Raw genomic sequence first — 25,729 nt, 5'->3', positions numbered from 1 at the left:
CTATTTTATTATTTTTGATGAACTGCAAATTCAATTGCTGCGCGCTCTTGATTGGTGTCGCTTTTTTGTGCGCGATTTAATATGGCATCACTGTATTCTTTTGGTACGCCCGCTTCAAGTGAACCGCGATGAACGTGTTTTATGTACCAATCATATGGGAGTACATTGCTGTCATGGGTATTAGCTATATAACAATGTGCGGCTACAGTCTCACCCGTTAAAAGCGTTGGGGCTATATCTACACAATCGTAACCTACGCCCTCAATACCATCTAAAATAGCTTTTTCTTCTTCATTGAGCTCATAAATAACGCCGTAAACCAATGCATCTTCTTTATCGCTTGGACAAATACTGCATTTACCTGAGCCATCTTTAAATAGCATATCAAAAGTAAGCTCGTAGCCTTTAAGTACCGCAGTTCCTACACGCTTTACATTGGGCAAGCGCGCTAACAAACGATTAGATGACATATTAGAACCAAACGAGAAATTATATAGCGGCATTTTTATCTCCTGCGCTTTTTGAATAAGTTAAATAACAACACGTACTGCAAGTGCAATTAAAATAATGCCAATTCCACGGTCAAACCAATAACCGCGTTGTTGGAAAAAGCCCCTTACATTATCTCGAGAAAGCATCATTGAAAGCATTGAAAACCACGCCCAAGTAGCCAATGCCATATACACGCCGTAGCCGACCTGTATGCTAGTAGGTGTTGTTGGGCTAATCACGAGTGTAAATAACGACATAAAAAATAACGTGGCTTTTGGGTTTAATGCATTGGTGAAAAAGCCGCGCCTAAAAGCCACCCAAACGGGTTCCTCTTGAACGGTTTTGTTTTCAACATCTTTTACAGCCTCGCCTTCATTACTTGCAGGCGGTTTTGCAGCTCTAAGAGCTTGTACGCCTAAGTAAGCTAAATATGCACCAGCAAGGTACTTGAGCGCCATAAATAAACTAGGCGATTGCGTTAAAATAAGCGCAACACCTAAAACACAATAGGCAACGTGCAGTAAAATAGCAGCGCCAACACCTGCGCTTGTCCACAATGCATTGCGCCTTCCTTGTTGCACACTTTGCTTAAGTACTACGGCAAAGTCAGGCCCTGGGCTTGCTACTGCAAAAAAATGAGCAATAACAATCAGTAAAAATTCATCTAAGTATTCCACGCAGATCCTTGCTAGTTTGGCGAATAAGCTAATAACAGCGGGTTGGCCGAGTTATTTACCAATGCTTTAATTTCTTTTTGTGCTTTTTTAAACTGGCCACGTAAATGCGGCTTTAAGTGCTTTTTAGACACCGTATCGTTTTTAAAGTAACTAATTAGGGCATGCATAAATACCGTATGCGTTTCACTTAACTTAGCTTCACGGTTAGCGTATGGATTATAGCAAGAGCCACACCCGCCTTTAAACTGATACACCGTGTTGCTCATCATCACACCAAACCCTAAAAAACAAGCAAGTGCATCAGCAGCTTGTGGTAAATACTCCCTACCACCTGGCGGTAGCACCCCAACGTGATGAATAAGTATGGTGGCCAGAGTACCTGCATAACTAGCCACTAAATCTTGTGGCTGATTAATCTGGTTAGGATTAAAAGAAATATTAATCGTATGGCTTGGCGGCACAATTAGATGGCTGCCTTCGCCACGTATTTCATTGCTAAATTCGAAGTGTGGAAAAACTTGCGGTTGTAATTGCTGCGGTGCAACTAGTTGGATAGGCCATGCGTTCATACCCGCGTAATTAGTAACGCGGTTAAAAACATTACTCGCCATTTCTTCAATGCTCGATACCGAATCAGGGAAAAAAGTGGCCGTTGGCAGTATTATTTGAGTGTGCTTTGTAAAAAACTCAGCATCAAAGTTTTCTACAGCCCAAATAAATGTATCAATAAGCCATTGCTGTTCTTGCTGCTCTAATAATGGCTTTGATTTAAATAAAGCTAACATAGTGTGCTCTTTTAGGTTTTAGTTTAGGTGCTTACGTAGGTGCTAACTTAGTCTTTTTGTGTAAGCGCCCAGTCCCACGCTTGAGTATTGTATAGCGGCACAGTTGATAGCGCATGGTGGTGGCTTCCACTGGACTCTTTAGTTGAGTACGATAAGTACAATAAAGTACGATTTTCAGCATCGTAAATACGACGTACTTTTAGTGATTTAAATAATATACTTTTAGATGATTTAAAGATCACTTCGCCCGATTTGCTACGGTCTATTTTTTGTAGCTGCTGCGCTGTAATTGGCCCCGTTTGACGACACGCTATAGACATATCAGAGGGATCTGAAAAATCTAAATTAGCCTCTATATGACTAATATGACAAGTAACGCCCTCAACAATAGGATCTTGCTGCGAATTCACCACAACATCTTTAGTTGTAAATAACCCAAGGCTTACCGAAGCAACATCGTCAGAGCAAGCACTTAACGTAACAATTGCACCTGCAAGTAAAGCTAAACGTTTAAATTTTTGTGGTAATTTCATACTTATCCTTAATCAATATATAGGTAACTTAGTAGATAAGTTACTAAGCGAAGGTTCACCTGTTTGTTTTTATACTAACATCAAAAATAAATACGACTAAATTAGTTTAAAGTAAAGATTTTAGATAGCTCAGGGTTTAGTGACCCCTCTTGTATTTGATACAATTACCTCTCGCTCATGCAGTAACTCATAATAGGAAACGCCTAAATGCCGCACATTATTATTGAACACTCAGAAGACCTCCCCGTTTTACCTCAAGTACTGGTAGAAAAAATTCATACAACCGCTTTCGAAAGTAACTTGTTTGAATTAGAAACCATAAAAACACGTGCTATTGCTTATCAGCAATATCAACTTGGCGCAGGAAAATCAGGGTTTATACATATCGCGGTACATATTTTGGCAGGACGCTCAATTGAGCAAAAACAAATGTTAAGCGAACTGCTACTTTCATGTTTAAAAACATATTGCAGAGCATCAGACAGTCTAAGCGTAAATATTTACGATATTGAGCATGAGATATACCGTAAAAATTAGTTAACTCTTGTAGCTTTGAGCAATAAAAGTAAACACTAGTAAGTAAAAAGCCCCAATAGGGGCTTTTTTGTCTTCTGACATTAAATGCTGAACACTGTCACTTATAAAGCAAAGCATCTGATCTAACGCTGGAATTTAATAGTGCATTCGCACTATTCCAAATTTAAGAAAGCTTAGCTTAATCTATGGATTAACTTTATTTAGATTACGTTTATTCTTAGGGGTAACTAAAGAATAAAAATTACACAATATTAAATTAATGTAGCTTTAAATAATTTGGATAGATATTTACTTGGGAAATTTGTAAAAGTGGTGGCCCCTCCCAGACTCGAACTGGGGACCTAACGATTATGAGTCGTGTGCTCTAACCAACTGAGCTAAGGGGCCAACTTTATATAACTGCTAGGCAGTTAATTTTTGAAGCGTTCAGTCACAGAGCGACTAAAGCGGGTTGCAGTATAAAAACTTTTTAGGTGCTTGTCACTACCAAAAACCTTTATTTTAACAATCAACAAGCTAACTGCTTAAATAGTAATCTTTTAAGTGGGCATAAACATAAAATGTAAGATATTTACCGTGCTATTCACTGCATTAAATTATAAACAAAACCTATCCCATATAGTCTTTTATATTTAACCCTCTACTTTTTAAGCAAAGCTAACATATATGTGTAGGCATACAAGGCTGTAAAAAATATGCTTGGGGCTACTGTCAGTGCCAGATTAGGTGTCTGATTAACTACATTCACCATAATCACTAAGCTCGATTGAACAGTAATCGGAATAATAGGCGCAAAAAGTACGCCTGCTATTTTTTTATTACTTAAATACGAGGCGCTAGAGTTAATTGCATTATTAAAACTTTGTCGTATTGCGACGTTTTGTGGTGTTTTAGAATGAAACATACAAATAATTGGAGTTACGAACGCAAGCGTTACATAACTAAACTTATACTTGTTGACGACCTTTTCTAAAATAAAGGTAAAAAACAGCGTTACAAATCCACTATACAAACCTTGCACTAATGCAGCTTGAAGCGTGACCGATTTAGCAATGTCTGCCGCGCTATTTGCCCAGTAGGCTCAACTAAAATAAAAAACGAATGACACAACGCCTGACATTATAAGTCGAATATTCAATTAACTACCTCAACATGCCTAAAAACCTAGTTTAATGATAACACTAGAAGTGAAGGTAATATTGTCACTAAATAATAAGGTATTTGATTGTATATTATAGATGTATAAACACACTAATGTTGAAGATTTCCTAAATGGCATCAAATCAGAATCTGAGCGCGACTGTTAGCTGGAAAGCTTATTAGTAAACAATAAGTATAGTTTTAAAATAATATTGGGAGTGAGTTAAGGAAGTGAATTAATGGGTTGAAGAGTTTTAAAAAATGGATTTAATCTAAAAACTCTCTAAAAACTAATATTGTGAGCCGATCGGTACTAAAGTATTTAGCTAAACCTCAGTAGTCGGCTTACACAATATATAATCTGTCATTATTTTTTCGCAATAATGTAGATTGCATGTATTAACCCTGGGAAATAACCTAGCAGTGTTAATAGAATATTTAACCAAAAATGCATACCTAAGCCAACTTGCAAAAACACACCTAATGGCGGTAATAAAACCGAAAGTATTATACGAATAATATCCATGATCAAACTCCATTTAAATTAAACATTGAAAAGACTTAAAGCCCAGTATTACTGGGCCTTAACTATACTGTATTATTCAGCAACAATAGCTAGTTTATCAACTACGTCGCGAACATCTTCAGCATTTTTAGCAATTTTAACTGCTAGTTGCTTTTCAGCTTCAGACTCTACAGAGCCATTCAGAGTTACCACACCGTTGTCGGTATCAACATCAATGTCTGTACCACCTACTTCTGAGTCAAACAGGAAGCGAGTTGTGATTACAGTGGTGATTTTAGCGTCCGTTAGGTCGTTATCATCATCGTCCATCATGTCGTTGTTTTTATCTTCGGTGTCCATGCTTTTAACAACAGTAAGGCTGTTATCAACATCAGTTACACCATCTAGGCTAAGTACAAGTTCTTCTGCTAGCTCTTTATCGAGTTCGCTATTAACTTTACCTGTAAGTACTACCTTGCCATTTTTTACATCAGTGTTAATGTCAAAGTTGTTTAGATTAGTGTTCATAAGTAGAACGGTTTCTGCCTTACCATCAATCCAAGCATCTTTACTTTCGTTTTCCCAGCTGTTTGCTTGGGCACCCATAGCCGTAGTACCAAGAACTAGAGCTGCGATAATAGATTTGTTAAATGTTTTCATAATCTTTCTCCTTTTGATTAAAGACACTTTAACTAATGCGAGCTTCAGGCCAACTTTATTTATACTTAAAATTCAAAGGCTTGAATTAATTAAAAGATAAAACCTTATCTATGTTTGTGTAACTATTTACAGGCTACTCGGTAAAACTTTCTCAAATAGTGAAAATAGCTAGATAATTGCTCTTTTGGTTAATCTATCGTTAATATAACAAAACAAAAAACACCGTTAAAAAATAACCAATTGATAATTAATGAAATTATATTTGGTACGCGGTTTGCAGCCTAACTACAAGAGCAGTATCAATAGTAAATATAATAAGGAATAACTCATGTCTGTAAAAGTTGAAGACCGCCCAATAGAGCAAGTACGCGAACAAGTGATTGATCAATTAATTTATAATTACAGTCATGGTGTTATTTCTGTTGATGCATTCGAAAGACGTTTAGATAATGCGATGGATGCACCTAATAACGAAGCTCTGCTAGCCTTAGTAGAAGACTTAACACTTAATACCGATCAGCAATATAAAGCAGAAAAACAATCGCAATTTACACCACATTATAGTGCACAGCAAAACAGTGATGATGATTTTACATTACGCAGTATTTTAGGATCTAACGAGCGAAGTGGTCAGTGGGTTGTGCCAAAAAATATATATTTGAGTAACTTTATGGGATCGGTGGTGCTTGATTTTACCGATGCTATTTTTGCGCATCAAAATGTAACTATTCACGTTAACTGTATTTTTGGTAGCGATGAAATTTACGTACCAGAGCATGTCAATGTAGTGTCTAAAATGTTTTGTATTTTAAGTAGCCTTGAAAATAAATCTGTGTCGCTTAACAAACGCCAAGGCCCTACAATTCATATTGAAGGAAAGGCAGTAATGGGCTCGGTTGAGGTAAAAATAAAGCGCACAATTAAAGAAAAATTTATGAGCTTTGCAAATGAGCTAAAAACCCAGTTTGGCACGGGTAATAATAATCGCTCACTATAATTGAGTAGCAGCACTTTAGCGTGCTGCTTAGTATTTTATTATAAATCGTTATTTCGCTCGCTTGGTATATCACTTAAATACTCTACAAACTCAACTTCAAACCCTGCAGGATCAATAAAGTAGACATTCTTTCTGAAAGGATTCTCGTTACCTTGCTTGCTTAGAGTAAAACCCACTTTATTTAAGCGCATTACTACTGCGCTTAAATTATTAGTTACATAAGCAAAGTGTGCAAAACCAATTTGATGGCCCGATAAGTTTCTGTTTTCACCTTCACCATGACTGCTTATCGCAATGTAATGCGTGTCATCTCCAAAGTGTACCCAGCGTCTTGGTTTTCCATGCCAATCGCCTCTGCCCTCACTTCTAATCGACCAATGTGGAAATACAGCGCGATAAAATGTAAGCATACTATCTATATCACTCGCGACTAAGTTTACGTGCTCTAAATACATAATGTTATCCTATCAGTTAAGTTAGGAGCACGATAAAACCTCAAGTTAACTTTAGGTAAAGTGTTATTTAAAATTAATTTATTTAAATGCAGATAATTATTTTTTAAAAATATATAAACTTTTCAATCTTGTATAAAAAACAAACACAAGTATTTGGGGTTTATTGTTTACTTTATGGCAAAAGTCGCTAAAATACGCCGGCTGAAATATATAAACGTTCTTTTACAACCCAAAGGTAATACCATGCATCCAATGTTAAACATTGCGGTTCGCGCTGCGCGCAACGCAGGCAAAATTTTACTTCGCGCAAGTGAAGATTTATCAAAAGTTGAAGTGCAACAAAAAGGCGCTAACGACTTAGTAACTAACATTGATAAAGAAGCCGAAGCCGTAATTCGTGACACTATTTTACAGTCTTACCCTACTCACTCAATTGTTGGTGAAGAACTAGGTGAGCATAAAGGCAAGGATGATGATTACCAATGGATTGTAGATCCTATCGATGGAACAACTAACTTCATCAAAGGTATCCCTCATTACGCGGTTTCTATCGCACTTAAAGTTAAAGGTCGTTTAGACCAAGCTGTTATTTATGATCCAATTCGTGGTGAGCTTTTCACTGCATCTCGCGGTCAAGGCACTCAGTTAAACAGTAAACGTCTACGCGTTAGCAAAACTACGGTTCTTGCAGGCACTGTACTTGCTACTGGTTTCCCGTTCAAAAACAAAAACCACATGGATGCATACACTGAAGCGTTTAAAGCATTATTTGTACACACTGCTGATATTCGCCGTGCAGGTTGTTCTGCTTTAGATATGGCATACGTTGCAGCTGGCCGTGTTGATGGATTTTTTGAAATTGGTTTAAAACCTTGGAACTCTGCTGCGGGCGAACTTATGGTTAAAGAAGCGGGCGGTATGGTTGTAGATTTCGCCGGTGGTAATAACTATAACCACAGCGGCAATATTATCTGTGGTTCACCAAAACTGACTCAAGCAATTATTCGCGAAATTCGTCCAGTATTAACTGAGTCGTTACTTCGCTAATTAAATGCTATGAATAGCATACTAAAAAGGAGCCTAGGCTCCTTTTTTTGTGCCTAAAAATAAGGGTTATCGAGTTTAATCTCTATCGTTTTACCTTTTGTATAAGGTAGTGTATTTAAATCCTTTGCGAAGTATTCATTAAATAATGCATCAAACTCGCCGTTTGTCTGCATTAATATTAAGCCCTCCTCTACAGCCTTTGCCAATTCGGGTTTACTCTTAGTCACAAAATAATAAATACCCGTTGGGTAGCTTATATATAAATTAGGCACAACGACTAAATTACTTTGTTTGTTTTCAATAAGCTCAGAATTAACCTCAATAAACGAGCGAGGAAAGTAATCTATCCGCCCACGGCTCGTTAAAGTGAACATGGCTTGGTAATTGGTAAGCGGCCTTACACGTAAGCCGTTATAGGACATTATTCTTGTATCTGGCCAGTTGTGACCCTGCACTGCTGAAAACTCTCCTAGCTGCTCTAGGGTTTTTACGTCTTTAAAGCGTGCTACGTTTTGTTTATTAGTGAGTAAAGCCCGCTTTCCTATGTAACCTTTAAATAGTGGTATTTTAATAGCTAAAGCAAGTGCCTCTCGCTCTGGACTACTCATACTCCAATACATATCTAGTTCGTTATCATTTAGGTTTATGAGCTTACGTTTTTGCTGATCTGGTATGGGAATCATCCTAATAACTCCAGGATAGTTAACACTCTCAAGTGCACGTACCAGTAGCTCACTTAAGTACTCTTCTCGTGCGTTTTGAGTATCTTGCTTTTGGGCTACATTAATTATTTGCTCTTGCGCCATAAGTGCAAAACTTGCAAGCAGACCAAGTACACTGGTCGAGATTTTTATTGGCAACATAACAATTACCTACTTTATTTAAATTACCTGCTTATTGCTTGCTAGGCGCACCACTGCGGGAGCAGGCCCTTTACGTTTGCAAATAAACAAATAACTATGGCGATAACGTTTGGCTTCTTTTTTAGCATCAGTTGCGAGTGCTGCAACTTGGTGACTGTTTTTACATTGTTGTAAATCAGGCTCAACTAAGCCAATCGATAACGTTAGTAGCGGCACAAATTGCTTTTCTCCTTCACGATTTGTGGCCCAATACCCTTCGCTCTTTATGTGCTCAGGTGTAAAAAATATACGAGACTGGTGTTCAAATTGCTCAATAATGGTATTACATATATCAACAGCGTCGTGCTGATCAAACACCACCATAAAGTCATCGCCACCTATATGCCCTACAAAGTTAGCACTATTTTTACACGCTTGCACTGTTACATCAGCTAATAGTTTAATTACACTGTCGCCGCTAGCGTAGCCGTATAAGTCATTAAATTGCTTAAAATGATTTAAGTCTATATACGCGAGTGAAAACGGATTACTACCTTTTAATCGCTGCTCTATAGCTTCATTAATTGCCACATTACCAGGGAGCATAGTCAGTGGATTAGCGTGTTGTGCATGGCGTATTTTTTCTTCGGTTATGTGTTTTAAAATATCGCGAAGCGGCGCTAAACCTAAATAAGCGTTTTCTCTGGTTATCACTATATGGCGGCGTATATCAAAGTCTTGCTCAGTTATTTGTTTACTTACGGTATCGAGTAATTGGTTTTCGTCAACGACTAAGGGCTGCTTATCCATCAGTGCAGTAACGGGGCGTTTATCGTAAAGAGCATGTCCATAGGGCGCTGCAAAAACTTCTGTTAATTGATCTCTGTGAAGTAACCCTACTGGCTGGTTTTCAGTATTTAACACTGCAATGCTTATGAGTGATTTATCTTGCTCAAAGAGCTTATGCGCATCTTTACAGCGAGTGTCGCTGCTTATTGCAGGTTGCGTAATCGATAAGCGACCTATAGCCATAGATTGATCAAACAATGTGTTTGATTGCGTAAATGAAAGAGCTTTTAGTTGCTCTGAGCTGAAATCTTCACTTGGCTTTATGCTTGGCTTTTCGAGTAAAAACCCTTGTACATTACTAATGCCTAAGTTTTCTACAAATGTAAGCTCTTCTGGACGCTCGATGCCTTCAGCAATAACCTGAGTATTAGTAGCTCTGGCCAAAATAGTAATAGATTTCAAAAACTCTTTTTTAACTTCGCTTTCATCACAATGATCAATAAAATAGCGGTCAATTTTTACAAAATCAGGGCATAGTTCAGACCATTGCTTTAACCCTGAATACCCAGCGCCTAAATCATCTATTGCTATAGTAAAACCGAGCTCTCGGTAATGGGCTATCGTTTTTAATAACAAGAAGCCATCATCTACTTTTTCTTGCTCAGTAACCTCTATAACTACACGGTTAGCAGCTAAGCCAAATTGCTCTATTAGGTGCAATGTTTCCCCTTTAGGGTGGCAAGGGTCTAGTAGTGTTTTAGGGCTTACATTTAAAAATAATTTACCTTGTAGGTTAAGCCTTACAAAGTTTTCAATCGCTTTAGAGCGACATAGTAATTCAAGCTCCGAAATTAAACATTCCTCATGGGCAACTTTAAATAACGTATTAGGCATTTCTAACGGGCTATTTTTAGGTCCTCGACTAAGTGCTTCGTAACCTAAAATAACTTGATTACTAATATCAAAAATAGGCTGAAACAGCGTTGTTATTTCACCGCTTTTTAAAATGTACTCTAATACTTTGCGCTGAATCGTCACGTATTTGCCTAATAACTATTTTGATTGGAGCAATAAAGTACCAAGTGTGTATGACATTTTTATTGCGCAAAAAAATGCGCTCATAAAAAAACCGCTCATAAGAGCGGTTTTTATTAAGTACAAACCTAGTTACGGCATAGCGTCTTGGTCTGCGCCTTCTTTTTCAATTACTTCAGGTATTAAATCTTCTTTGCTTACGCCCATTGCTATAGCAACAGAGCTTGCAACATAAATCGAAGAATAAGTACCAATAAACACACCAAACAGTAATGCAGTTGCAAAACCATGAATGGTTTGTCCGCCCCATGCAAACAAGGCAATCAATACTAAAATAGTCGTGATTGATGTTACAAGTGTACGGTTAAGTGTTTGCGTAAGTGAAATATCAATAATTTCTATCGTATCGTCAATGCGTACCTTACGGAAGTTTTCACGTATACGGTCTGATACAACAATCGTATCATTGAGTGAATAACCAATTACCGCAAGAATTGCCGCTAATATAGTTAAATCAAACTCTAAACCTAATACCGAAAATAAACCCACAGTAATGATAACATCGTGTAGTAGTGCACCTACCGCACCTACTGCAAAGCGCCATTCAAAACGAAACGCAACGTAGATTAAGATACAAATAAGCGCAGTTAACATGGCAAGGCCACCCTGCTCTTTTAAGTCTTCACCTACACTTGGGCCTACAAATTCAATACGGCGCATTACTACGCTGTCGTCTGCTTTTTTAAGTGCATCGATTACTTGGTTACCAATTACTTCAGCTTTTACATCGCTACCGCGTGGTGCTAAGCGAACTAAAATTTCTTGGCTTGAACCAAATAGCTGCACTGATGCATCAGCAAAACCATTATCAGCTAGTGCATCACGTACTTTTTTAAGGTCAGCCGGTTGTGAAAAACCCACTTCTACCGCAGTACCGCCGGTAAAATCTAAACCAAAGTTTAGGCCTTTGATAAAAATTGATGCAAACGACGCTAAAATTAGTAGCGTCGAGAAACCCATAGCCACTTTTCGAAGAGACATGAAACGAAGGGTTCTACTACCCAAACTTAAAATTTGCATGTCTGCTCCTTAAATCGAAAGTTTATCAATGCGTTTACCACCAACAAATAAGTTGATTACCGCACGGGTACCAACGATGGCTGTAAACATTGAAGTTAAAATACCAATCGCAAGTGTCACTGCAAAGCCCGCAATCGGACCAGTGCCCACTGCAAACAGTATAATGGCAGCAATTAGTGTCGTGATGTTGGCATCAAATATAGTGCTAAATGCGCTATCGTAACCAAAATGAATCGCTTGTTGAGGGCTACGGCCATCGGCCAGCTCTTCACGAATACGTTCAAAAATAAGTACGTTAGCATCAACCGCCATACCTACCGTTAATACAATACCGGCAATACCTGGTAGCGTAAGTGTAGCGCCCGGAATTAAAGACATAACACCTACAATTAGTACTAAGTTAGCCGCAAGCGCAAGGTTTGCAACCATACCAAAACCTTTGTAGTACACAAGCATAAACACAAGTACAAACGCAAAGCCAAGTGCAACCGCAGTCATACCCGCTTCAATATTTTCTTGTCCTAAGCTTGGACCTACTGTGCGCTCTTCAACAATTTGAATTGGCGCTACAAGTGCACCAGCACGAAGTAGTAAGCTTAAGTTATGTGCTTCTGCTGGGTTATCAATGCCGGTAATACGGAACGAGCGATCAAGACGGGCTTGAATCGTTGCTACGTTAATAACTTCTTCAACCTTAATAGGCGGAAGCGCTTTACCGTCTGCATCTTTTTTACCTGATGGCTTGTACTCAATAAATACCGTTGCCATACGCTTACCAATAGCACGCTTGGTAAAGGCATTCATTTTTGCCCCACCTTTGCTATCTAACGTAATACTTACTTGCGGACGTTGGTATTCATCAGCGCCAGATTGCGCGCCCGTAATATGGCTGCCCTCTAAAATAATACGCTTTTTAAGTACAACAGGGTAACCGTCGCGGCTCATGATCATTTCAGTACCCGCTGGGATACGACCTTGGGCAGCAGCGCTAATATCTGCGTTTTCGTCTACTTCACGAAATTCAAGTGTTGCTGTCGCGCCTAAAATTTCTTTAGCACGTGCAGTATCTTGAATGCCTGGTAGTTGAACAATAATACGCTCAGCGCCTTGGCGTTGTACGTTAGGCTCTGCAACACCAATTTGGTTGATACGGTTACGAATAATCGTTTCATTTTGCTTGATAGCGTAGTCACGAATTTCTTTGAGTTTTTGCTCACTCATTGTCGCAAAAAATGCTTTATCGTTACTGCTGTCATCAATGTAGACATTTAGCGGGTAGCGAGTTTCTAAGAAACTCTCTGCAGCATTTTTGTCTTCTTCGGTACGCATTTCTACACGCATACGATCGGAGCCTGCTACGCGGCGAACACTACGATAACGTAGTTTTTCTTCGCGCAGGTCACTGCGAAAATCTTGTTCCATTTGCTCAAGCTGGTTATCAACCGCTGTTGCCATGTCGATTTCCATGGTGAAATGTACGCCACCACTTAAATCAAGACCTAGCTTCATAGGGTTACCACCGACCGCTTTTAACCAAGCTGGTTGAGCAGGTGCCATATTAATAGCAGAAATGTAATCATCGCTCAGCGAATCACGTAGTAAGTCATGCGCTTTAAGTTGCTCTTCAACATTTTTTAAACGAACTAAAATTTGCCCATCTTCAAGTATTGTCGATTTAGCGGTTACATTATTTGTTTTAAGGATTGCGTTTACTTTGTCTACAACACTGAGATCGACATCAGCGCCTTTAGCACCTGAAACTTGTATAGCCGGATCGCGACCATACAAGTTTGGAGAGGCATATAAAAGGCCAATGGCTACCACAGCTAAAACAAGTAAATACTTCCAAACTGGAAACTTGTTTAACACGGGGTCGTCCTTATTATTTTTATAGCGACTTCATTGTGCCTTTTGGCAATACTGCAGATACTGCAGATTTTTGTACTGTAACTTCTGCTTGCTCGTTTAAAGAGATAACGATGAAATCTTTCTCTTCAGAAATTTTCACAATTTTACCCACTAAACCGCCTTGGGTAAGTACTTCATCACCTTTAGCCATCATACTCATTAAGCTTTTGTGCTCTTTAACGCGCTTAGCTTGTGGGCGGTAGATTAAAAAGTAAAAAACCAAACCGAAAATAGCTAACATTATTAGCATTTCCCAACCACCGCCTGCCGCAGGTTGACCAGCTGCTGCGTGTGCATTTGAAATAAATAAACTCATGATACTTCCTCTTTAATTTTAAAGTTTAATTTTTTATATCTGCTAACTCTGGCACATCTTGGCCTCGGCGAGCATAAAAATCTTGTACAAATTCTTCTAATTTACCTTCGCTAATTGCATTACGTAAACCTTCCATAACACGTTGATAGTAACGTAAGTTATGAATTGTGTTTAGTCGCGCACCTAAAATTTCGTTACATTTATCAAGGTGATGCAAATAAGCTCGTGAATAGTTTTTACACGTATGGCAATCACACTCAGGGTCAAGTGGCCCTGTATCTGTTTTATGCACTGCGTTACGTATTTTTACTACACCCGTGGTAATAAATAAATGCCCGTTACGCGCATTACGTGTTGGCATAACACAGTCAAACATATCAATACCACGGCGAACCGACTCAACTAAGTCTTCTGGCTTGCCTACACCCATAAGGTAACGAGGCTTGTCTTCTGGCATTTTAAACGCACAATGATCAAGGATATTCATCATTTCGTTTTTAGGCTCACCTACTGATAGGCCACCTAATGCATAACCGTCAAAACCAATTTCTTCAAGGCCAGCTTGTGATTGTGCACGTAATTCTGGGTACATACCACCTTGGATAATACCAAATAAAGCAGATGGATTATCGCCATGCCCTTCTTTTGAACGCTTAGCCCAACGAAGAGATAACTCCATAGAATCTTTAGCTTCTTTTTCAGTTGCTGGGTATGGCGTACACTCGTCAAAAATCATAACGATGTCTGAACCTAAGTCACGCTGTACTTCCATCGACTTTTCAGGCGACATCATAATTTCATCACCATTTACTGGAGATTGAAATAAAACGCCTTCTTCAGTAATTTTACGCATTGCGCCTAAGCTAAATACTTGAAAACCGCCTGAGTCAGTTAAAATTGGGAAGTCCCAATTCATAAAGTCGTGTAAATCACCATGTTGTTTAATGATCTCAGTACCTGGGCGAAGCATTAAATGAAAGGTATTACCTAAACATATTTGCGCACCAGTGGCTTTAACTTCATCTGGCGTCATACCTTTTACAGTACCGTAAGTACCAACAGGCATAAAAGCAGGTGTTTCTATTACACCACGGTCAAAAATTAAGCGGCCGCGGCGCGCTTTTCCGTCAGTACAATCTAATTCAAATTTCATATCATCCTCAATGTCGGAAAAACAGTCCAACAAGCTATAATTTAACCGCCTGATTCTACCCTTTTTGCCTCACTAATACTATTAGCTGCGATAAATTCAGTTTTGCCAATTGCCGCAAACAAAAACCCCAGCAACTAAGCTGGGGGTTTTAATATATTCTACTGAGTATTAAACAATATTTTGTTACTTTCGTGTTAAAAACATGGCGTCGCCATAACTAAAAAAGCGGTACTGCTGCTCTATTGCAGTATTGTAAGCGCCCATAATATTGTCTTGGCCGCTAAATGCGCTGACTAACATTATAAGCGTTGATTCTGGTAAGTGAAAATTTGTGACCATGGCATCAACAACATTAAATTGATAACCCGGAAAAATAAATATATCGGTATCACCAAAATACGTATCTAACTTGCCGCCGTGAACTTTAGCAGCCGACTCTAATGAGCGAACTGAAGTTGTGCCTACCGCAATTACACGCCCACCATTTGCTTTAGTTTGCGCAACAGCTGCAACTACGTCATCAGGTACTTCTATGTACTCTGAGTGCATTACATGCTCATCAACACTATCAACTCGTACCGGCTGAAAAGTACCAGCGCCAACGTGTAGCGTAACAAAAGCCATGTTTACGCCTTTATCTTTGAGTGCTGTCATTAATTTATCGTCAAAATGTAGACCTGCAGTTGGTGCTGCAACTGCACCTGGTTTTTCTCCATAAACAGTTTGATAACGCTCACGGTCAGCATCGGTATCAGGTCGGTCAATATAAGGAGGCAGTGGCATATGGCCAATATCATTAAGTATATCTAACACGTTTTGGCTATGATCGAACTCAAGCTCAAATAAAGTATCGTGGCGTGCAACCATTATTGCCTTGGCTTTGCCTTCTAAAATAACTTCGTTACCGACCTTAAGCGACTTACTTGCCCGTACATGCGCAAGTACGCGATGCTCATCTAATACCCGCTCTACAAGTACTTCAACTTTTCCGCCTGAAGCTTTTTGACCAAACATACGTGCTGGAATAACGCGTGTATTGTTAAAGACCAATAAATCGCCTTCGTTTACTAAATCAAGTATATCGCTAAACACTTTATGTTCTAAAGTTCCGCTTGGGCCATCTAAAGTGAGTAGACGGCTGCTGGTTCTGTCCGCTTTAGGAAAACGAGCTATTAATTCATCAGGTAAGTCAAAGCTAAAGTCAGCCACGCGCATAATTAGTAATCCACATCATTTAAAATCGCGCCAAGTGTATATGTATCGGATATTAAGCTCAAGAAATCAGCCAAACTTATAATGTCTGTTTGCGTGTTTGCCATTAAATTCTCTTGTTCTTATGGTTAAATGTCACTATTCTTGTTCGGCTAAATTATTATAAGTTATATTAGGGGTGTTCAACTCGTGCCAAACCAGCTTAAATTGCTAATATTAAACGCAAGTAGTGCTGAACGTCGCGCGATTAAGGGCACTTTAGATAGCTTAAATGTATTTACCTTTATTGATGCCCAAGACAGCCAACAAGCTTTAAAGCTTTTAAAACAACACCCTGTTGATATTATAATAACGGGCATTAATGTTGGTAAAATTGATGGCTGGCGCTTTTCTAGGATGATCCGCTCAGGGTTATTAAAAACACCAAAAAACACACCAATCTTACTTATTCCGCCAATTTACTGTGAGCGGATTGCCGAAACAACAGCCCGAAGCTATGGGATAGATGCTGTACTACCGTTTGAGCACAAAGATATGCTCCCTCAAGTACTTGCGAATGTTTTATCTACTCACTTAGAAAAAAGTAGCCGGCTAAACTTATTATTATTAGAGCCACTTCAAAATACGGCCGACAAAATAAGTGAACAGTTAAAGTTAAACTTTGCTATCACTCACGTAACTTCAGCTAAAGCGGCACTTAACGCTTATAACCAACAGCAGTTTTCAATTGTGCTACTCGATGCCACTACATCAAGTGCAGAGAGCTCGAGTGTACTCGTTGAAGAAATCCTCCAGCACAATTCTAAACAAGCCATTGTTACAATTATAGAAAGTGACGATGCCGATTACGCTGAGCAGCTTTTGCTTTCGGGTGTTACCGACTTTATTAGAGCCCCTTACGATCCTTCATTTTTAAACAAAGTGTGTGACCACGCCGCACGACGTGAAGATTTTATGGTGAGTTATGCTGAATTTGCTTACAAAGTAGAACAATTAAGCGTGAGCGAAGTGCGTTACAAAGAGTTATTTTCAGCTCATCAGCGTATTTTATTGCACTTAAATACAGTTGTTTTAGAGCTCGATCAGCAAGGTAATATTCGTTTTATTAACCCCGCATGGGAAACATTAAGCGGTTTTGGTGTTAAATCATCACTACAAAACCCATTAAGCGCTTATTGTAATAGCGAAGATAAAGGAAGGCTTGACTACACTATTAACGATATTTTACATGGTGGCGAGCAACAGCAACAAATAGAAGTAAAGTTAACCCACAAAAATGGCAATTTAATTTGGGTTGAATGCAGATTGCAGCTAATAAAAAATAGCCGTAATAACGCGACCATAACCGCAACTATCGACAATATACACGAACGAAAGCAAGCTGAGATTCAACTACGTCATTTAGCACACCATGACCCATTAACTGGTTTACATAATCGTTATTATTTTGATCAACAGCTTAATAAAATATGCCAAGATAAATACACCTATGATGGCATAGAGCATGCTGTTATTTATATTGACCTCGATCACTTTAAAATAATAAACGACAGTAAAGGCCATCATCAGGGCGATATAGTTTTAAAAGAAGTGGCGCAATTATTTAAAGCAAATATTGGCGACGATCACCTGGTATGCAGAATTGGTGGGGATGAATTTGCAGTCATACTTACCAATATGAATTTACTGGATGCACACCTTATTGCAGAAGGTGTGTGTAGTGCGATAGAAAAACATGCTTTTAAATCAGAAGATCAGATATACACTATTAGCTGCTCTATTGGTTTAACTCAAATCACGACACAAAATAACGACCCTAATGAGTGTTTAAAACAAGCCGATATTGCTTTGTATATTGCCAAAAACCTAGGGCGTAACTTAGTACATTGCTATTCAAAAGAAGATGCTCAAAACAATACACTACAAACAGGGCTTGAATGGGGCCACGAAATTCGCCAAGCACTACAGCAAGATAATATTGAACTACATTACCAACCTATTTGGGATTTTAAAGAGTGTAAAGTTGCTTATTTTGAAGCGCTTTTACGCTTAAAACTAAAAGGTGAACTCGTATACCCAAATCAGTTTATTCCCTCTTTAGAAATGCTTAACGACACATTTTTGATGGATCAATGCGTTATACGTAATGCTATTGCTTGTGTATCTAAGCACCCAGAGTTAAACCAAGTTGCTATTAATTTGTCAGCACAATCGTTCTTAGATGAACGCTTATTGCCATTAATTGAATCAAACCTTGAAAAGTATAACGTGCCTGCTTCGCGGATAATTTTTGAAATAACTGAATCTGCGAGTATCAATAACCTAAAGGCCACTCGTAAAATGATTGAGAAGCTTAATAGCTTAGGCTGTCATTTTTCTATCGATGATTTTGGAACTGGATTTAGTACATTTAATTATTTAAAACAGCTACCAGCACAGCATGTGAAAATTGACGGCTCATTTGTAAGTGATATGCTCAATGACCCTATAGATTTAGCGTTAGTAAAAGCAATAAATGATATTAGTCGGTCTCTCGATAAGCGCTCTGTAGCTGAGTACGTTGAAAACGAAGAGATATTTTTTGCACTAAAAGAAATTGGTGTTGATTATGGGCAAGGCTACTTTATTGCACGTCCAATACCTGTTGAAAAAGTAAAAGATGAACTCGAAAAAATTTCTAAAAATAAAACGTTTTACCAACAACAAGCTAGCCCAAAATAAACAAAATTAAACAAAATTAAACAATTTTAATCATTTTATTACTACCAATATTACCTTTCTTGCCTATACTTTCAGCATCAAATAAAAAATGTCGTGCCTTTTTATGTATTTCACTTTAAAAACATGACATTACCTTTTGGCGGCGTAGTACCGATATTTATAGTGGGTTTCAAAGCTATTTAAGCTTTTAAGGAAGAAGGTATGACACAACTAGTTATGTTATTACTGATTATACATTTTGCAATCGCGTATCAGTGTTACCGCTACGCGAATATTAAAGGCTACCCAGTTAAGGTTTTTACTGTATTAGGCTGTGTGCCTTACTTTAACTTGGTGGTATGGATTTATTTATTATTTTTACCTGAACTTGAGCCTTTTGAAAGCCATCTTCAAAATCAAAAGCAGCCTTTGTAGGCTGCTTTAGTTCACTTATTATTCTGCTTTAGAAAAATCTAAACTACATTGACGCTTTAAAAACACCTCAAGCTGTTGACTAAATAGCCTAAAGTCTCGAATTCGGCCCGTAGTTTTACGCCACAAGATACCAATATCTCTATATGCATCACTTTGTGATGGTGTAGCCACCATATTTTTATTATCTAAAATACCCGCATTAATCGCCATCTGTGGTAAAAAAGTCACCCCGAGCTGATGCTCAACCATGCTTAATAGAGTATGTAAGCTTGCAGCTTCAAATGGGTTAATACAACTGGCACGGTTTAAGTGACATGCACTAAGCGCATGGCCCGTCATGCAGTGCTCGCGCTCTAATAAGAATACGCTAGCCTCTGGTAATAGATTAAAGTCGACTACGCCCTTTGCAGCGCTGTAATCCTTATGGTGCACTAAACTAAACTGATCTTTTGCCAATACTTGTGTATGAAATTTATCTGTTTCGTACGGCAGTGCAAGTAGCGCTAAATCAATATGCCCATGTTCAAGTTTATCCAGTAGCTTGTCACTCGTATCTTCAATTAATACCAGCTCTAAATCACAAAAGGTTTCTTTACAAAAATGATAAAGCGGAGCCGCTATAAAGCTTGCAATTGTAGGTATAACACCCACAGTCAGCTTACCACTTAGTGGTGTTAAAAAGCTTTTTGTAAGCTCTTTTAAACTAATTGTATCGTTAATTATTTTACGAGAACGCTCAACAACTTCTTCACCAATACTGGTAAACATCAGGCTGCGATTTTCACGCTCAATTAGCTGACAGCCTAGTGTTTCTTCAAGATTTTGAATAGCGCTACTTAAAGTAGATTGTCCTATAAAGCAGGCACTAGCGGCTCTGCCAAAGTGCTGATGTTGATGAACAGCTAATAAATACTGTAGTTGTTTAATACTTGGAAGGTTAGTCATTTTTTCTTTCCACAAATAAAAAGACCCCAACACCTAGGGCATTGAGATCTTTTCAAGCTAAAAGTCTTTGAGTACTTTTTTATTAAACCCCAAATGCGGTTCTTAGTACGTAGAAAATAACAATAGCAAGGGCAGCGCCAACTGGCAATGTAATTACCCAAGAAACTACAATGTTTCTGATAACACCCATGTTAAGCGCGCCAATTCCACGTGCCATACCTACACCTAATACCGCACCCACTAAGGTTTGAGTAGTAGAGATTGGCATACCAGTACCTGAGGCAATAACAACGGTAGAAGCAGCAGCTAGTTCAGCAGCAAAACCACGGCTAGGTGTTAAATGTGTAATACCTTCACCAATTGTTTTGATTACTTTTTTGCCTAAAATAGCAAGACCAGCAACAATACCAAAACCACCTAGAGGTAGAATCCACCAAGCAATAGCTGCTTTTTTAGCAATTTCACCATTGTTTTCAACAATGTTTACAACAGCTGCTAGTGGACCAATTGCATTAGCAACGTCATTAGAACCATGTGCAAATGCCATACAACATGCTGTTAGTACCATAAGAACAGCAAATACTTTTTCAACATTGTTGAACTGCATTTGTTTATCTGCTTTTGGATCAATATTTAAGCGAGATATGGCAATTTTACCAATCACAGCAACAACTACTGCAACACCGACTGACAGTGCATAGCCTTCAGCTGAGCCTAGGTCTATACCAACGTGCTTTAAGCCCTTTTTAATTGTAACCAATGCCATGATAAAACCTGCTAAGCCCATATAAAGAGGGACATAACGTTTAGCATTTTTTAGTGGTGCATCTGTATTAAAGATAAGCTTTTGTGCACTCATGAATATTAAGTATGCAATAAAGCCTGATATGGCAGGTGTTATAATCCAACTACCTACAATACCACCTACTTTATCCCATTGAATCGCCTCAGTACCTACTGCAACTAACGCAAAACCAATGATTGCACCAATGATTGAGTGAGTTGTAGATACAGGCCAACCTAAGAACGAGGCCATTAATAACCAAACACCGGCTGCAAATAAAGACGAAATCATACCCAGAACCATTAATTCCGGAATATCTGCAAATGGTGCTGCGTCAATAATTCCTTTACGAATTGTTGATGTAACCTCACCACCTGCTAAATAGGCGCCTGCAAATTCAAAAATCATCGCTATAAAAATAGCTTGTTTGATTGTTAGCGCTTTTGAACCTACAGATGTACCCATGGCGTTCGCTACGTCGTTCGCGCCAATACCATAAGCCATAAAAAAGCCGACTGCTGCGGCAATTAAAATTAATACCGTGCCGTAAGATGCAATGATATCCATTGTAAAACCTTAATCTTTCGTGTTTGAACTGATTTTAAATTAACGAGCTAACATCAGCTCAAGACGTGATCCTACGCGCTCTGCAATATCTGCAAGCTCGCCAACCCATTCAATGATTTTATATAAAAACATCACATCAATTGGATTTAACTCACCCTCTACATCACGTAGCTGGCGGCGTACTTTTATCTGCATTTCGTCCGTGTCTTGTTCTATGGCATCCAATTCAACTAACATTTTTTCTACTAAGGTGACTTCTCGACCTTTAAAACCCGTTTCTAGCAATTCTTCTAATTCGTTAATTGCTTTAGATGCTTGTTTAGTCGCATCTACACAACGGGTTAAGTAAGCTAAAAAGTCTGCTTGCATAACTTTTGGGATGGTCATTTCACGACCAATCACTCGTCCTGCAATATCTTTTGCTTTGTTGGCAATTTTATCTTGTTGAGTTACTAATTCGAGAAGATCTGTACGCTCTACCGGCATGAATAAACCACGTGGCAATTGTAAGCGTATATCTCTTTTCATATCATCAGCTTCACGTTCTAAATTGCGAATAGTGATGCGAAGCTCTTCAGCTTGTACCCACTCTTCTTTAAATACGTGATTAAAAAAAGGTATCAAGGCTTTACTTGCTTGATGAACCTTCTTGATGTGTTCTTCCATTGGTTTGATAGGAGATTTTGCAAATACTCCTAAAAACGCGTTTGTAGGCATAACTGACCCTTTAATCAAATTGATATGCTTTGCAGCATGAATTTTACAGTATTAACCAAGATTGTGAACGCTTTTTATTACTTCACTAAGGCTTGCAATGCACAAAGCGGCACTAAGCCGCTTTAATAAAAAAGAAAAATAGGTAAAAAATTATAGCGATTTTTCTATATCTTCTTGAGATGTATGACGAATATCTTTGCCATTTACAAAATAAATAATGTATTCCGCAATATTTTGACAACGATCCCCTATGCGCTCTAATGAACGAACAGACCAAACTAAGTCCATAATTTTAGGGATTGAGCGTGGATCTTCCATCATATAAGTCATTATTTGACGTGTGATAGCTTCATATTCACGGTCAACTTTTGCATCTTCTTTATGTACTTGAAATGCGCGCTGCACATCCATACGTGCAAATGCGTCTAGTACATCATGTAACATCTTTAAAACTTGGCGGCCCATATTCTCAATATTTACTAGCAAGTCTTGTTGATCTTTAGTAAATGAGTCTAGTGCAACTTTAGCAATTCGCTCAGCTTCATCGCCAATACGTTCTAAATCTGCAATAGTTTTTGCAATTGCAATCACTAAACGTAAGTCACTTGCTGCAGGCTGACGACGAGCAATGATACGCGTACATTCTTCATCAATGCTGACTTCCATTGCATTTACTTTGTAATCGTTCTGACGTACCTTTTGAGCAAGCTCAGCATCGTTACGACTCACCGCATCAAGCGCGCTATTTAATTGCTGCTCAACTAAGCCACCCATACTCAATACATGGTTACGTACATTTTCTAGTTCTTGGTTAAAGCGCCCAGAAATATGCTTATTAATATTATGTTCCATAGTTACCTTCTCTCTTAATCTTGTACAACACGCTATAACGGGCTAATTAACCGTAACGACCGGTAATGTAATCTTCAGTCTTTTTCTTCGTTGGTGTAGTAAATAAGGTATTTGTGTCTGAGTATTCAATCAATTCGCCCATATACATAAAGGCTGTTTGATCAGATACACGCGCTGCTTGTTGCATGTTGTGTGTAACAATAACAACGGTAAATTTGTTTTTTAAATCGTTTATTAGCTCTTCGATTACCAAAGTAGAAATAGGGTCGAGTGCTGATGTTGGTTCATCAAGTAAAAGTACCTCTGGCTCAATTGCAATTGAGCGAGCTATAACTAAACGTTGTTGCTGACCACCCGATAAGCCAAACGCGCTATCGTGCAATCTATCTTTTACTTCATCCCACAAAGCAGCACCACGAAGTGATTGCTCTACCACTTCATCTAATTTACGTTTCTCTTTAATGCCTTGTAAGCGCAGGCCATAAACTACATTTTCATAAATTGATTTAGGAAATGGATTAGGGCGCTGAAACACCATGCCTACATTACGACGAAGTGCTGCTACATCTACGCTCTTATCGTAAATATTTTGACCATGGAGTAATATTTCACCTTCAATACGGCAAATATCAACCAAATCATTCATGCGATTAATACAACGCAGTAATGTTGATTTACCACACCCAGACGGCCCGATAAACGCAGTTACTTGGCCTTTAGGAATGTTCATATTTACTTTATTAAGCGCCTGCTTATCACCGTAGTAAAGATCGAGGTCTTTAATCTCTAGCGCTTTTTGATCATCCGTTAAATTTTCTAGGTCTAACTTTTGACCAATATTAGCTTGGTTTACTTGTGGAGCGACTGTAATCATTTTTGTTACCTATAAAATCTTTACTAATTAGTGTTCAAGCGATCTGAATTTTTCACGTAAATGGTTACGTATACCAATGGCCGTTATGTTTAGGGTAATAATCACCGACACCAATAAAAAGGCAGTGGCGTATACCAGCGGACGTGCCGCTTCAACATTAGGGCTTTGGAAGCCAACATCGTATATATGAAAGCCTAAGTGCATGAACTTTCTATCTAAGTGAAAATACGGGAAGTTACCATCAAGTGGTAATGTAGGGGCCATTTTCACAACGCCTACTAACATTAATGGTGCAACTTCACCTGCAGCACGCGCAACTGCCAGTATTAAACCAGTCATAATTGCAGGGCTTGCCATTGGAATAATTATGCGCCATAACGTTTCAACCTTTGTTGCGCCAAGCGCTAGTGAACCGTCACGTACGGTACTTGGAATACGAGATAAGCCTTCCTCAGTCGATACAATAACAACTGGCAAAGTTAATATAGCAAGCGTTAACGCCGACCACATTACACCTGGCGTACCAAATACTGGCGTTGGTGCCGCTTCAGGGTAAAATAATTGGTCTAAGCTACCACCTAACATGTATACAAAAAAGCCGAGGCCAAATACACCGTACACAATTGAAGGCACACCGGCCAAGTTAATCACCGCAATACGAATCATCTTAGTGACTGCATTTTTAGCGGCATACTCGTGTAAGTAAATTGCAGCAACAACACCAAACGGCGTCACTATTACAGCCATCAGCATAACCATAAACACAGTACCAAATATAGCAGGGAAAACACCGCCCTCTGTATTTGCTTCACGTGGGTCATCAGATACAAACTTACCTAGCTGCACAAAGTAGTGCCCTAGCTTTGCAAAAAAGCCCATATCATTTGGAAACCAAACATCAAGTACTTGATACATTGGAATCGTAACTACTTCACCGCGCATATCTTTTACAGTTACGTGGTCACGTTTAGCTTGTTTACGTAGTGCAAATAAATCTTTTTCAAGTACACCATACTGCGCACGTAATTCAGCACGCTCTTGAGCAAGCTCAGCAACACGTTCATCAGTGAGTGCGTTATCTAGTAAGTAGCCCTTTTCTTTTAAACGAAGACGCTCAAGCTCATAGTTAATATGCCCAATGTCACCATTTTGTAAATCAAGTGCTTCGTCGTTTAAATCCACGGCACGCTCTACAAGTTCATGTAGAGCTTCAATTTTATCGCCTTCGACTGGTTTACCATCTTTAATTACACTTTCAACATAACCATAAAAATTACCGTTTTTACTACGCTCAAATACAGCAAGCGTTGCAGGCGTTGTTTTATTTTTAATGTCGGTTTCTAATATCCAACGAAAGTCTAAATCTACATACTCACGATTACCTGTTTTAATAAGTAAGCGCTCTATTTCTTCTTTTTCAAATCCGCTAACGTCAATACCTGTCGCGGCTAAACGCGTTTTTGGTACTAATTCACGGTCATAAACTTCGCCAATAACGGTTTGTTTTGAAATTGACCCTTCAAGTTCAAACTGCACAACTTCTGAAGGCCAGAAAAAACTTAATCCTTTCCAGGCTATCATTGCTAATAAGCCTAGAACTGAAATTAAACTGATGCTCACTGCACCACCGGTCATCCAAATCCAAGGAGAACCAGACTTAAACCACTGCTTTACCATGTCATGTCTCTCCGC

Annotated in this window: 26 protein-coding genes and 1 tRNA gene; 5 read left to right on the top strand and 22 right to left on the bottom strand. The window is 38.7% G+C overall.

Annotation, left to right across the window (positions count from 1 at the left end; all coding sequences use genetic code 11):
- Positions 1 to 8: 8 nt before the first annotated feature.
- The 4 genes from H5118_RS04655 to H5118_RS04640 are packed head-to-tail and all read right to left on the bottom strand — an operon-like array spanning position 9 to position 2,487.
- Positions 9 to 503 carry a gamma-glutamylcyclotransferase family protein gene (locus H5118_RS04655; RefSeq protein ID WP_182747947.1) on the bottom strand — a complete coding sequence of 165 codons (495 nt, stop codon included), beginning with the start codon at positions 501 to 503 and terminating at the stop codon, positions 9 to 11.
- 27 nt (positions 504 to 530) lie between these two features.
- On the bottom strand, positions 531 to 1,169 hold the full coding sequence (locus H5118_RS04650; RefSeq protein WP_024597544.1) for a LysE family translocator: 639 nt from the start codon (positions 1,167 to 1,169) through the stop codon (positions 531 to 533).
- An 11-nt stretch (positions 1,170 to 1,180) separates the two neighbouring features.
- Entirely contained in the window at positions 1,181 to 1,954 is a 774-nt protein-coding gene (locus H5118_RS04645; protein WP_024597543.1) for a hypothetical protein, read from the bottom strand.
- 47 nt (positions 1,955 to 2,001) lie between these two features.
- A complete protein-coding gene (locus H5118_RS04640) occupies positions 2,002 to 2,487 on the bottom strand; it encodes a CreA family protein (RefSeq protein ID WP_002957817.1) in 486 nt (161 codons plus the stop codon).
- A 207-nt stretch (positions 2,488 to 2,694) separates the two neighbouring features.
- Between H5118_RS04640 and H5118_RS04635 the strand changes: the two genes are divergently transcribed.
- Positions 2,695 to 3,024: a 5-carboxymethyl-2-hydroxymuconate Delta-isomerase gene (locus tag H5118_RS04635; RefSeq protein WP_002957818.1), complete on the top strand. Its 330-nt coding sequence runs from the start codon at positions 2,695 to 2,697 to the stop codon at positions 3,022 to 3,024.
- A 310-nt stretch (positions 3,025 to 3,334) separates the two neighbouring features.
- Here H5118_RS04635 and H5118_RS04630 read toward each other — a convergent pair.
- The 4 genes from H5118_RS04630 to H5118_RS04620 all read right to left on the bottom strand — a co-directional run bounded on the left by H5118_RS04630 (position 3,335) and on the right by H5118_RS04620 (position 5,329).
- A tRNA-Ile gene (locus H5118_RS04630) sits at positions 3,335 to 3,411 on the bottom strand.
- A gap of 253 nt (positions 3,412 to 3,664) precedes the next feature.
- Positions 3,665 to 4,078: a hypothetical protein gene (locus H5118_RS20545; protein WP_310736090.1), complete on the bottom strand. Its 414-nt coding sequence runs from the start codon at positions 4,076 to 4,078 to the stop codon at positions 3,665 to 3,667.
- A 453-nt stretch (positions 4,079 to 4,531) separates the two neighbouring features.
- Positions 4,532 to 4,690 carry a YqaE/Pmp3 family membrane protein gene (locus H5118_RS04625; RefSeq protein WP_002957822.1) on the bottom strand — a complete coding sequence of 53 codons (159 nt, stop codon included), beginning with the start codon at positions 4,688 to 4,690 and terminating at the stop codon, positions 4,532 to 4,534.
- Between the two features lie 72 nt (positions 4,691 to 4,762).
- Positions 4,763 to 5,329, bottom strand: a complete 567-nt coding sequence (locus H5118_RS04620) for a BON domain-containing protein (RefSeq protein ID WP_182693927.1) — start codon at positions 5,327 to 5,329, stop codon at positions 4,763 to 4,765.
- 328 nt (positions 5,330 to 5,657) lie between these two features.
- Between H5118_RS04620 and H5118_RS04615 the strand changes: the two genes are divergently transcribed.
- Positions 5,658 to 6,326, top strand: a complete 669-nt coding sequence (locus tag H5118_RS04615) for a LiaF domain-containing protein (RefSeq protein WP_024597540.1) — start codon at positions 5,658 to 5,660, stop codon at positions 6,324 to 6,326.
- Positions 6,327 to 6,364: 38 nt separating this feature from the next.
- Here H5118_RS04615 and H5118_RS04610 read toward each other — a convergent pair whose 3' ends face one another.
- Positions 6,365 to 6,781 carry a VOC family protein gene (locus tag H5118_RS04610; protein ID WP_182682573.1) on the bottom strand — a complete coding sequence of 139 codons (417 nt, stop codon included), beginning with the start codon at positions 6,779 to 6,781 and terminating at the stop codon, positions 6,365 to 6,367.
- A gap of 243 nt (positions 6,782 to 7,024) precedes the next feature.
- On the opposite strand from H5118_RS04610, the gene suhB reads away from it, so the two are divergent.
- Complete coding sequence (gene suhB / locus H5118_RS04605; RefSeq protein ID WP_002957826.1) at positions 7,025 to 7,828, top strand: inositol-1-monophosphatase; 804 nt, start codon at positions 7,025 to 7,027, stop codon at positions 7,826 to 7,828.
- A gap of 53 nt (positions 7,829 to 7,881) precedes the next feature.
- Here suhB and H5118_RS04600 read toward each other — a convergent pair whose 3' ends face one another.
- The 7 genes from H5118_RS04600 to queA all read right to left on the bottom strand — a co-directional run bounded on the left by H5118_RS04600 (position 7,882) and on the right by queA (position 16,166).
- The gene (locus H5118_RS04600) at positions 7,882 to 8,691 is read right to left on the bottom strand and encodes an ABC transporter substrate-binding protein (protein WP_182747945.1); all 810 of its coding nucleotides are present in this window, start codon (positions 8,689 to 8,691) and stop codon (positions 7,882 to 7,884) included.
- An 18-nt stretch (positions 8,692 to 8,709) separates the two neighbouring features.
- A complete protein-coding gene (locus tag H5118_RS04595; RefSeq protein WP_182747943.1) occupies positions 8,710 to 10,497 on the bottom strand; it encodes a GGDEF domain-containing protein in 1,788 nt (595 codons plus the stop codon).
- A gap of 129 nt (positions 10,498 to 10,626) precedes the next feature.
- Entirely contained in the window at positions 10,627 to 11,574 is a 948-nt protein-coding gene (gene secF / locus H5118_RS04590; protein WP_002957828.1) for a protein translocase subunit SecF, read from the bottom strand.
- Positions 11,575 to 11,583: 9 nt separating this feature from the next.
- The gene (secD, locus tag H5118_RS04585) at positions 11,584 to 13,443 is read right to left on the bottom strand and encodes a protein translocase subunit SecD (protein WP_002957829.1); all 1,860 of its coding nucleotides are present in this window, start codon (positions 13,441 to 13,443) and stop codon (positions 11,584 to 11,586) included.
- A gap of 19 nt (positions 13,444 to 13,462) precedes the next feature.
- Positions 13,463 to 13,798, bottom strand: coding sequence for a preprotein translocase subunit YajC (gene yajC, locus H5118_RS04580; RefSeq protein WP_002957830.1), 336 nt, complete (start codon positions 13,796 to 13,798; stop codon positions 13,463 to 13,465).
- Positions 13,799 to 13,823: 25 nt separating this feature from the next.
- On the bottom strand, positions 13,824 to 14,951 hold the full coding sequence (gene tgt, locus H5118_RS04575; RefSeq protein ID WP_002957831.1) for a tRNA guanosine(34) transglycosylase Tgt: 1,128 nt from the start codon (positions 14,949 to 14,951) through the stop codon (positions 13,824 to 13,826).
- A 183-nt stretch (positions 14,952 to 15,134) separates the two neighbouring features.
- The gene (queA, locus tag H5118_RS04570; protein ID WP_002957832.1) at positions 15,135 to 16,166 is read right to left on the bottom strand and encodes a tRNA preQ1(34) S-adenosylmethionine ribosyltransferase-isomerase QueA; all 1,032 of its coding nucleotides are present in this window, start codon (positions 16,164 to 16,166) and stop codon (positions 15,135 to 15,137) included.
- 186 nt (positions 16,167 to 16,352) lie between these two features.
- On the opposite strand from queA, the gene H5118_RS04565 reads away from it, so the two are divergent.
- Positions 16,353 to 18,884: a GGDEF domain-containing protein gene (locus H5118_RS04565; protein WP_182747941.1), complete on the top strand. Its 2,532-nt coding sequence runs from the start codon at positions 16,353 to 16,355 to the stop codon at positions 18,882 to 18,884.
- Between the two features lie 201 nt (positions 18,885 to 19,085).
- The gene (locus H5118_RS04560; protein ID WP_002957835.1) at positions 19,086 to 19,298 is read left to right on the top strand and encodes a hypothetical protein; all 213 of its coding nucleotides are present in this window, start codon (positions 19,086 to 19,088) and stop codon (positions 19,296 to 19,298) included.
- A gap of 18 nt (positions 19,299 to 19,316) precedes the next feature.
- On the opposite strand, the gene H5118_RS04555 is transcribed toward H5118_RS04560, so the two are convergent.
- The 6 genes from H5118_RS04555 to pstA all read right to left on the bottom strand — a co-directional run bounded on the left by H5118_RS04555 (position 19,317) and on the right by pstA (position 25,714).
- A complete protein-coding gene (locus tag H5118_RS04555) occupies positions 19,317 to 20,243 on the bottom strand; it encodes a hydrogen peroxide-inducible genes activator (RefSeq protein WP_002957836.1) in 927 nt (308 codons plus the stop codon).
- An 82-nt stretch (positions 20,244 to 20,325) separates the two neighbouring features.
- A complete protein-coding gene (locus H5118_RS04550; RefSeq protein WP_182747939.1) occupies positions 20,326 to 21,594 on the bottom strand; it encodes an inorganic phosphate transporter in 1,269 nt (422 codons plus the stop codon).
- Between the two features lie 39 nt (positions 21,595 to 21,633).
- A complete protein-coding gene (locus H5118_RS04545; RefSeq protein WP_002957838.1) occupies positions 21,634 to 22,311 on the bottom strand; it encodes a TIGR00153 family protein in 678 nt (225 codons plus the stop codon).
- Positions 22,312 to 22,461: 150 nt separating this feature from the next.
- The gene (gene phoU / locus H5118_RS04540; RefSeq protein WP_007586465.1) at positions 22,462 to 23,163 is read right to left on the bottom strand and encodes a phosphate signaling complex protein PhoU; all 702 of its coding nucleotides are present in this window, start codon (positions 23,161 to 23,163) and stop codon (positions 22,462 to 22,464) included.
- 46 nt (positions 23,164 to 23,209) lie between these two features.
- A complete protein-coding gene (gene pstB, locus H5118_RS04535) occupies positions 23,210 to 24,037 on the bottom strand; it encodes a phosphate ABC transporter ATP-binding protein PstB (protein WP_002957840.1) in 828 nt (275 codons plus the stop codon).
- Between the two features lie 27 nt (positions 24,038 to 24,064).
- Positions 24,065 to 25,714, bottom strand: coding sequence for a phosphate ABC transporter permease PstA (gene pstA, locus H5118_RS04530; protein ID WP_002957841.1), 1,650 nt, complete (start codon positions 25,712 to 25,714; stop codon positions 24,065 to 24,067).
- Between the last annotated feature and the right edge of the window lie 15 nt (positions 25,715 to 25,729).

Source organism: Pseudoalteromonas sp. SR41-1 (genome assembly GCF_014164015.1).
In the GTDB taxonomy this organism is placed as follows: Bacteria; Pseudomonadota; Gammaproteobacteria; order Enterobacterales; family Alteromonadaceae; genus Pseudoalteromonas; species Pseudoalteromonas distincta.
Note: the sequence above shows the minus strand (reverse complement) of the source record. Positions and strands in the feature narration are given on the sequence as shown.

Bases quoted from the DNA above. Each gene is read 5' to 3' on its own strand.
- H5118_RS04635 (WP_002957818.1), top strand. From the start codon at position 2,695: ATGCCGCACATTATTATTGAACACTCAGAAGACCTCCCCGTTTTACCT.
- suhB (WP_002957826.1), top strand. From the start codon at position 7,025: ATGCATCCAATGTTAAACATTGCGGTTCGCGCTGCGCGCAACGCAGGC.
- H5118_RS04555 (WP_002957836.1), bottom strand. From the start codon at position 20,243: ATGACTAACCTTCCAAGTATTAAACAACTACAGTATTTATTAGCTGTT.
- H5118_RS04545 (WP_002957838.1), bottom strand. From the start codon at position 22,311: ATGCCTACAAACGCGTTTTTAGGAGTATTTGCAAAATCTCCTATCAAA.
- pstA (WP_002957841.1), bottom strand. From the start codon at position 25,714: ATGGTAAAGCAGTGGTTTAAGTCTGGTTCTCCTTGGATTTGGATGACC.
- queA (WP_002957832.1), bottom strand. From the start codon at position 16,166: ATGCGCGTGGCTGACTTTAGCTTTGACTTACCTGATGAATTAATAGCT.
- H5118_RS04600 (WP_182747945.1), bottom strand. From the start codon at position 8,691: ATGTTGCCAATAAAAATCTCGACCAGTGTACTTGGTCTGCTTGCAAGT.
- H5118_RS04560 (WP_002957835.1), top strand. From the start codon at position 19,086: ATGACACAACTAGTTATGTTATTACTGATTATACATTTTGCAATCGCG.
- pstB (WP_002957840.1), bottom strand. From the start codon at position 24,037: ATGATTACAGTCGCTCCACAAGTAAACCAAGCTAATATTGGTCAAAAG.
- H5118_RS04640 (WP_002957817.1), bottom strand. From the start codon at position 2,487: ATGAAATTACCACAAAAATTTAAACGTTTAGCTTTACTTGCAGGTGCA.
- tgt (WP_002957831.1), bottom strand. From the start codon at position 14,951: ATGAAATTTGAATTAGATTGTACTGACGGAAAAGCGCGCCGCGGCCGC.
- H5118_RS04645 (WP_024597543.1), bottom strand. From the start codon at position 1,954: ATGTTAGCTTTATTTAAATCAAAGCCATTATTAGAGCAGCAAGAACAG.
- secF (WP_002957828.1), bottom strand. From the start codon at position 11,574: ATGCAAATTTTAAGTTTGGGTAGTAGAACCCTTCGTTTCATGTCTCTT.
- phoU (WP_007586465.1), bottom strand. From the start codon at position 23,163: ATGGAACATAATATTAATAAGCATATTTCTGGGCGCTTTAACCAAGAA.
- yajC (WP_002957830.1), bottom strand. From the start codon at position 13,798: ATGAGTTTATTTATTTCAAATGCACACGCAGCAGCTGGTCAACCTGCG.
- H5118_RS04610 (WP_182682573.1), bottom strand. From the start codon at position 6,781: ATGTATTTAGAGCACGTAAACTTAGTCGCGAGTGATATAGATAGTATG.
- H5118_RS04655 (WP_182747947.1), bottom strand. From the start codon at position 503: ATGCCGCTATATAATTTCTCGTTTGGTTCTAATATGTCATCTAATCGT.
- H5118_RS04550 (WP_182747939.1), bottom strand. From the start codon at position 21,594: ATGGATATCATTGCATCTTACGGCACGGTATTAATTTTAATTGCCGCA.
- H5118_RS04615 (WP_024597540.1), top strand. From the start codon at position 5,658: ATGTCTGTAAAAGTTGAAGACCGCCCAATAGAGCAAGTACGCGAACAA.
- H5118_RS04620 (WP_182693927.1), bottom strand. From the start codon at position 5,329: ATGAAAACATTTAACAAATCTATTATCGCAGCTCTAGTTCTTGGTACT.
- H5118_RS04625 (WP_002957822.1), bottom strand. From the start codon at position 4,690: ATGGATATTATTCGTATAATACTTTCGGTTTTATTACCGCCATTAGGT.